The organism is Nocardioides sp. CPCC 206348, assembly GCF_048654705.1.
GTDB lineage: Bacteria > Actinomycetota > Actinomycetes > Propionibacteriales > Nocardioidaceae > Nocardioides.
Genome location: NZ_JBMCZA010000233.1, coordinates 1 through 7,593, shown reverse-complemented (window position 1 = coordinate 7,593; position 7,593 = coordinate 1). Strand labels below are relative to the sequence as shown.

8 protein-coding genes are annotated in these 7,593 nt (G+C 70.1%); 2 read left to right on the top strand and 6 right to left on the bottom strand.

All coding sequences use genetic code 11. From position 1 onward, the window contains the following. The coding region (locus ACOADB_RS26615; protein WP_378606136.1) for a S1 family peptidase at positions 1–289 on the top strand (289 nt) is incomplete at its 5' end. A 7-nt stretch (positions 290–296) separates the two neighbouring features. Here the strand turns inward: ACOADB_RS26615 and ACOADB_RS26610 are convergent. After that, a complete protein-coding gene (locus ACOADB_RS26610) occupies positions 297–1,703 on the bottom strand; it encodes an MFS transporter (RefSeq protein ID WP_378606133.1) in 1,407 nt (468 codons plus the stop codon). A gap of 52 nt (positions 1,704–1,755) precedes the next feature. On the opposite strand from ACOADB_RS26610, the gene ACOADB_RS26605 reads away from it, so the two are divergent. Continuing rightward, positions 1,756–2,223 carry a winged helix-turn-helix transcriptional regulator gene (locus ACOADB_RS26605; RefSeq protein ID WP_378606130.1) on the top strand — a complete coding sequence of 156 codons (468 nt, stop codon included), beginning with the start codon at positions 1,756–1,758 and terminating at the stop codon, positions 2,221–2,223. A 12-nt stretch (positions 2,224–2,235) separates the two neighbouring features. On the opposite strand, the gene ACOADB_RS26600 is transcribed toward ACOADB_RS26605, so the two are convergent. The 5 genes from ACOADB_RS26600 to ACOADB_RS26580 form a co-directional block, all read right to left on the bottom strand. Continuing rightward, on the bottom strand, positions 2,236–3,000 hold the full coding sequence (locus ACOADB_RS26600) for a methyltransferase family protein (protein WP_378606127.1): 765 nt from the start codon (positions 2,998–3,000) through the stop codon (positions 2,236–2,238). Further along, the gene (locus ACOADB_RS26595; protein ID WP_378606124.1) at positions 2,984–4,993 is read right to left on the bottom strand and encodes a fatty acid desaturase; all 2,010 of its coding nucleotides are present in this window, start codon (positions 4,991–4,993) and stop codon (positions 2,984–2,986) included. Before ACOADB_RS26595 ends, ACOADB_RS26600 begins: the two co-directional genes overlap by 17 nt. A gap of 74 nt (positions 4,994–5,067) precedes the next feature. Further along, entirely contained in the window at positions 5,068–6,336 is a 1,269-nt protein-coding gene (locus tag ACOADB_RS26590) for a PucR family transcriptional regulator (RefSeq protein ID WP_378606121.1), read from the bottom strand. Between the two features lie 64 nt (positions 6,337–6,400). Then, positions 6,401–7,252, bottom strand: a complete 852-nt coding sequence (locus ACOADB_RS26585) for an alpha/beta fold hydrolase (protein ID WP_378606118.1) — start codon at positions 7,250–7,252, stop codon at positions 6,401–6,403. Continuing rightward, a partial coding sequence (locus tag ACOADB_RS26580; protein WP_378606115.1) for a DUF4345 domain-containing protein occupies positions 7,249–7,593 on the bottom strand: 345 nt, incomplete at its 5' end. The genes ACOADB_RS26580 and ACOADB_RS26585, both read right to left, overlap by 4 nt.

The following is a 7,593-nucleotide window of genomic DNA, read 5'->3' as shown; positions in this document are numbered from 1 at the left end:
CGGCACGACCGTCTGCCGCTCGGGCAGCACGACCGGCTTCAAGTGCGGCACGATCCAGGCGACGAACCAGACGGTCTGCTACTCGCAGGGCTGCGTCTACCAGATGACCCGTACGAACGCCTGCGCCGAGCCGGGCGACTCCGGTGGGCCGTACGTCTCGAGCACCCGCCAGGCGCAGGGGATCCTGTCGGGCGGCAACGGCAACTGCACGAGCGGCGGGACGACGTTCTTCCAGCCGATCAACGAAGTTCTGAGCGTCTACGGGCTGACGCTCGTCATCGGCCCCTAGCAGGAAGTCAGGCGCCGCCGACACGCCGTGGCGCCACTCGCGTCCTGGGTTGAGCCTCCTCGACGGGCGTCACGTTCGACAGGCGGAGCGCGGTGGCCGCGGACACCAGCATGCAGACGGCGACGGCGAACCAGGCGTGGGTGAAGGCTGCGTCGCGGTCTCCTCCCCCGACGATCGTCACGAGCATGCTGACCCCGAGGGCGAGGCCGACCTGACGGGCCATGGTCACGACCCCACCGCCCGTGGAGGCCTGCGCCGGGGGCAGGGTCGCGGCTGCCGCGGCCAGCAGGTTCGGCATGGCCAGACCGACGCCGACGCCGCCGAGCACCCAGGCAGGAAGGAAGCCCGTCCAGTACGCCGGCGTCGGGTTGAGCGCGAGGGCCTGCCACAGCGCCGATCCGCCGAACAGGAGGCTGCCGACCGCGATCATGTGACCGGGACGGGCGTGCGGGTGGAGACGGTGCGCGAGCACGGACGTGATCGGCACCGCGAGCGGCCCGAGGGCAATCGCGAGCCCGGTCTGCAGGGCGCCGTACCCCCAGGCCAGCTGCAGCCACAGGATCGCGCCGAGCAGGGCGGCCCCGAAACCGGCGTTGAAGACGAGGGTGGCGACGCTTGCCCACCGGAACGCCGGTACGGCGAGCAGGGCGGGCGCAATGATCGGCGAGGGGTGCCGGGCGCTGCGGCGACCGAAGACGATCAGGGCGCCGACAGCGATCGCGAACGCGCCGAGGACGCGCGCCGAGGTCCAGCCCCAGTCACTCGCCTGCACCAGTCCGAGCACCAGTCCGCCCACGGCCAGCACGAGCACCAGCGCACCGACCAGGTCGGGCAGCGGCGTGCCCTCGTCGTGCCGCACGTCCGGGACGTAGCGGAGCGCGCCGACGACGAGCAGCAGCCCGATCGGCAGGTTGATCCAGAACGCCCACTGCCACGACAGCTGGACCAGGCCACCGCCCAGCGCGGGGCCGAGTGCCGCAGCCACCGCTCCGGTCATGGCCCACAGCCGCGCGGCCGACGCCCGCTTGTCAGGCGCCACTGCGGCGAGCAGCAGCCCGAGGCTCGCCGGGGTCATCGCAGCCGCACCGACTGCCTGGAGCACGCGAAAGGCCACCAGCCACCAGATCCCCGGCGCGAAGCCGCAGGCCACGCTGGCCGCGATGAACAGGCCCATGCCTGCGATGAACCCGCGCTTCTGCCCCGTCCGGTCCGCCAGCCTGCCCATCGGCACCAGCAGTGCGGCGTACACGACGGCGTAGGCGTTGAGGATCCAGCTCAGCTCGGAGAGGTTGGTGCCGGCGAAGTCGTGACCGATCTCGTCGAAGGCGACGTTGACGATGAAGAGGTCGACGCCCGCCAGGAACGCCGCTCCGATCAGCACCGCGGTCACGATGCGCTGACTCTGGATTGCCATAGCCAGAGACTCTAGGTGGCTGACTATGGTTTCCACAAGTTAGACTGGTGGAATGACTGTTCGTCTGACCGGCCGGCTCGCCCAGCGCGACGACGTGGCGCTGGGCGACCTCTGTCCCATCGACCGCGCGCTCCAGGTGATCGGCAACCGCACCGCACTGCTCCTGCTGCGCGAGGTCTTCTACGGGGCCGGGCGCTTCGACGCACTGGTCAAGCGTGTCGGCGTGACCGAGGCCGTGGCCGCACAGCGGTTGCGCCAGCTGGTCGACGCCGGAGTCCTGACCAAGGAGCCGTATCGCGAGCCCGGCCAACGGACCCGGCATGCCTATGCGCTGACCGACGCCGGACACGACCTGCTTCCCGTGGTGCTGGCCCTCCTCCAGTGGGGTGCCACGCACACGACCGGCGGCGGACCCGCCCTCACCCACGCCGACTGCGGCGAGCCCGTCCAGCTCGAGGCGCGGTGCGCAGCCGGACATGTCGTGGACGAGGACGACCTGGTCGTCGGTTCCCGGCGCTGAGCTGGGCGACGGTCACAGGACGTAGGGAATGACCATCCGGGTGCGCGCCTCGTAGGCCGCCCACTCGGGATACCTGCTCATGCTCGCCTCCTTCGCCAGCATGTTCGCCGCGAAGAGCCCGAACCAGACCCATGCCAGCACCACGAACGGCAGCCAGTGCCAGACCAGCAGGGCGAAGCCGAGGTAGATCATCATCTCGCCGGTGTAGTTCGGATGCCGCACGAACCGGAACATGCCGTCGGTGATGAGGCCGCGCTGCACCCGCAGCGTGAAGTACTTCTGCGCGTCGGCCGCGATCATCACCACCGAGCCGAGCACGACCAAGGTGATGCACACCGCGAACCACGGCTTGTCCGCCACCGGGTAGTCGCCTCCACGGCCCGAGACCAGCAACCAGCCGAACAGCCAGTACCAGCCGAGGACGAGCAGGATCGCGTTCACGGCTCCCGGCACCGTGAGCCGGTGCTGCCAGCCGTGGTCCGGGAACGTCTTGTCCTTGAGGTACCAGATCAGTCCGTACGACCCGTGCAGGGCCAGGTAGATCCAGGCCGCATCGCTCGTGGCGGCAGCCGTGTGGCCGTCGTACAGCCACATGAGGCCAGCCAGGTAGGGGAACATCAGGCACTTCTGGAAGTTGATCACCGTGGCGAAGGCGACCACGCGCGGTCCCCCGGGCATGTCGAGGACGAAGCGCTGCTGCAGCCCCCGGACGACCCGCGCGTACGCCGGAACCGGCCGCTGCACCCGCGCCCCCGGAGCGTCAGGCGTCGTAGTCAACGTGCACCTCGTCACTGGTGGGATGGGACTGGCACGTGAGCACGTACCCGGCGTCCACGTCCGCCGGCGACAGCGCGAAGTTCTGCTCCATCGCCACCGATCCGAGCAGGACCTTCGCCTTGCAGGTGCCGCACGCTCCCCCCAGACAGGCGTACGGCGCCTCGAGGCCCGCCTTCAGCGCGGACTCCAGGACGGTGTCGCCGGCCGCCAGCGCGACGTCGTACTGACGTGCCCGCAGGGTGACCGCGACCGTCGCTGGCGAGAAGCCGTCGGCGACCCGGGGCTTCTGGTAGCCGTGGAACAGCTCCACGTGGACGTGCTCGGGCTCGGCGCCGCGCTCGAGGAGCAGGTCGCGGAGGTCGGTCACCATCTCGACCGGCCCGCACAGGAACCACTCGTCCACCGGGGCAGTGAGGTCGGAGGCGAGCAGCTGCTCGAGCCGCGACCGGTCGACGCGGCCGCGCAGGTGCTCGGGGTGTCGCACGTCGCGGGAGCGGATGTGGACGATCCTGAACCGGTCGGCGTAGCGCGCCTCGAGGTCGTCCAGCTCCTCGCGGAACATGGTGCTGTCGGAGTCCCGGTTGCCGTAGACGAGGGTGAAGCGGCTCTCGGTCTCGACGGCGAGCGTGGTCCGGAGGATCGAGAGCGCCGGAGTGATGCCGCTGCCCGCGACGAGTGCGACGTAGTTCTTCGTGGCGAGTGGGCTGAGCTCGGTGCCGAACGACCCGGTCGGTGTCATCAGCTCGAGGGTGTCGCCGGCGCGGAGCCCTTCCATCGCGAAGGTCGAGAAGGCGCCGCCGGGGATCTGCTTGACGGCGATCGCGAGGGTGTCGGAGGTGGCCGAGGTGCAGAGGGAGTAGTTGCGGCGTACCCCCTCGCCACCCAGGTCGGTGCGGACGGTGACGTGCTGCCCCGGCTGGAAGGAGAAGTCCTCACGAAGGCCGGCCGGCACGTCGAAGGTGATCAGCACGCTGTCCCCGGTCAATCGGTCGACGCTGGCGACCGGGATCGGGTGGAACTCCGCGACGTGGGCAGAGGACCGCTTCGGCATCCGCACGGGGAGGAGTCGGGCGAGCTTGCCGTTGAGCTGCTTCCAGTCGCGGTACTCGTCGGGGTCGAGCTGCTGGCCGAAGACGGTGCCGATCGCAGCATCGCGCTCGAGATAGGCCTCCTCGTTGCGGCGCCAGGTGGCGACGTACCGGTGGAACGGGATCGACGGGTGCAGGTGGTGGACCAGGTGGTAGTTCTGCGAGAGGAGCAGTGGGGTGAGGATCCACTCGGAGCCGACGCGGTTGCGGGTCGCGCGGTAGCGGTTCTCCTGCTGGGTGTCCTCGAGGTCGTGGTGGGGCAGCCAGTCGAACCACCAGGCCAGGACGAACATGCCGATCCGTTCGGGGATCAGGTAGAGGACCGCGAAGGTCCACAGGTGGCCGGTGAGCGCACAGGCGACGACCACCGCGACCGTGGCCGTCATCAGGAACACGGTCTCTGCGACCTCGGCCCGGGGGCGGCGCCGCACGTTGCGCACCAGGAAGGTCAGGTACGGGACGTCCATCACCGGGAACCGGAACGGCAGCTGCCACATTGGGGCGCCGCTGACGAAGTGGTCGGGGTCGTTCCCTTCGTCGTCGTTGGTGTTGCGGTGGTGCTCGATGTGGATGAACGCGAACGACTTGAACGAGATCAGCGGTGACACGAAGAGCATCGCGACCCGGCCGAAGGCCACGTTCACCCAGTGGTGCGTGCTGACCGAGTAGTGCGCGGCGTCGTGCAGCACGGTGAAGAGGACGAAGATCGCGATCGCGCTGAGCGCGATCGTCACAGGGACCGGCAGCGTGTGGGTCACTGCCGCCCACGTCGAGAACGCGAAGACCAGGATGGCCCCGAGGAAGATGCCGACCACGGGCCACGAGATCGTCGGGACTCGCTCACCCGGGTCGGGAAGCGCGTGACGGGACGAGGCGGGCGCGGGTTGCTCCGTGATCGCTGACATGCCCGCAACCTACGAACCATGCGGCCCGGCCGACAGTGGTGCTCAGCCCTGCCGATTGTGCGCCCAGCACATGGTCAGGCCCGGCCGGGCTCCGGAACCAGCACGACCGCACCGAGCACCTGGACCATGCGCAGCGCAGCATGCAGCTCGACCACGCGCTCGGACGCAGGCCTGCCGAGACGTTCCTCGGCCCGCCGGACCCGCTGCAGCACGGTGTTGCGGTGCACCCCCAGCTCCTCGGCTGCAGCCGCCAGGCCTCCCTGTGCGTCGAGCACGGCCAGCAGCGCGCGCCGCTCCTCGTCCTCGCGACGGCCGACGGCTCCGAGCGCGCCGAGCTCGCTCGCGACGAAGGCGCGGGCCAGGTCCAGGTCGCCGCTCATCGTGTCCACGAGGGCGACGTCGCAGTATGACGTCACGGGAGCTCCGCGGCCGGCCAGCTCGACGATCCGGACGCCGCGCTGGGCCTGCGCGTGCGAGTCGCGGAAGCCGCGTGCACCCTGTCCCGGCGTACCGACGGAGATCCGGACCGCGCCCGGGACCAGCTCGGCGAGGGAGGCGAGATCCGCCGGCCCCACGCCGGGAGCGCGTGTCGTGGAGACCCACCCCCACAGCGCCCGCGCTCCGTCCGGGACGAGGAGCGGATGGGGCGACCCGAGGTGCGCGCCGATCGCCGCACCGACCCGTGGGAGGTCGGAGTCGTCACGGTCGGTCCAGCAGACGAAGGCGGTCTGCCATCCGGTCAGCCGGTGGGACAGGGTGCGCTCCGCCCGCCCGAGGTCGATCCTGTCGCCAGCGAGGAGCGCGCGGACGGCGTCGGTCTGCGCCGCGCGGGCACGGTTCTGCATCCGATCCAGCTCGGCGACGTACTCGGCGGCGACCTCGCTGGCGATGCGGTCGGTGTAGGCGAAGGCGTAGCGCTGCAGATCGGCAACCACCGCGAGGGCGACGGCCGGATCCGCCACCAGGTCGGGGATCGCGCTCAGGATGCGCTCACTGAAGTAGCCGTGGCCGACCCGGTAGAACCGCAGCATCACGTCGACGCTGTAGCCGCGGGCCGCCATCGCCCGCGCGTGCTCGAGGGCGGTGACCGGTGCCGTCGCCGCACTCACGTCGATGCCGTGGCGGACCATCGACAGTGCCGCCTCGAGGTTGGACGAGCAGGACCCGAGCGTCAGGCCGCGGAGGTCGTCGTCGGCACTCGCCTCCGGGACCCGTTCGAGGATGTAGGCAAGCATCTCGTCGGCATGGGTCGACACGCTCCCCAGCAGCTGCGTGGCGGTACGGCGCAGCTCGGACACCAGCGCCTCGGGAAGGTCGCCCGACCCGTCCGCGTTCAGGACCATGTCGCGAGACTACGACCGGCAGGGCCATCGGCGCCCGGGACCTGCTCCGCTGAGATCAGACCAGTCAGTCGGCGAGGAACGCGGCGACCACCGGTGCGAACTGTTCGTGGTACTGGAAGATTCCGCCGTGGCCGGAGTCGGGATAGATGATCAACTCGCTGCCCTTGATCCGGCGGTGCAGGTCCTCGGACAGGATCGTGGGCACCATGCGATCGTGGTCGCCGTTGGCGATCAGCGTCGGCTGGGTGAGCGTCGAGAGGTCCGACGGCGCGGAACGGCCGTACTTCTGGATGGCCTTCAACTGGGTCCGCAGGGCCTTGAGAGTGATCTCCTGGTCGCGGTCGACGGTGCGCTCCTGGAGCCGCTTGACGAACGCCTTGGCCGCGGACTTGCCCGTCGCATCGCGGTTGAAGAAGAGGAACTCCTTGGGGTCTGATCGCGTCAGGGTCGCCCGAAGGATGTCCCAGTACGTCACGCCGACGACCTTGTCCATGTCCTTGCCGCCGCGCGGCCCGGTCCCGGTCAGCACGAGCCGGCGGACCAGCTCGGGATGCTTCACGATCAGGTCCTGGGCGATCATGCCGCCCATCGAGAACGAGAAGACGTCGATCGTGTCGTGGCCGAGCGCGGTGATGAACTCATGGGCGTGATCGGCAGCTGCTTCGATGGTGTCGGGCACCTTCCCCGTCGAGGCACCGACACCGCGCTGGTCGAAGGTGATGACGTGCCGATGCTTCGCGATGGCGTCGACGATCCGGGGGTCCCAGTTGTCCAGGGTCGCGGCGAGGTGCACGAAGAACACGACCGGGATGCCGCCACGGGGGCCGAGCTCCCGGTAGGCGTAGGTCACGCCCCCGGCGTTGATCGTGCGGGCCGGGGCCTGGGCGTACGAGGTGATGACGGGGTCGGCGGTCATGACAGTTCTCCGTTGATGGATGGGATCGAGCGTGCGCGGACGCGCCGCTGCCAGAGCGCCAGCGCGGGTGGCGCGACGAGCTCGAGGGCGACCGCGCCGACGGCGACCGGGTGGGGCCGACCCCGTTGTTGCCAGGACCTGATGCGGGCGAGTCCGCCCACGAAGAGGCTGGACAGCGCCATGGTCACGCCGGGTGATCGCTCGACCCGTCCGAGCTGGGACCAGATGACCGGTGCCACCGCGGCCTTGTAGACGTTCGCGTACCGCAGGGAGCTGTCCACGGTCGGCACCACGACCGGCGACCCACCGGGCACGCCTTGGGCGCCGAGCGCGATCTCGCG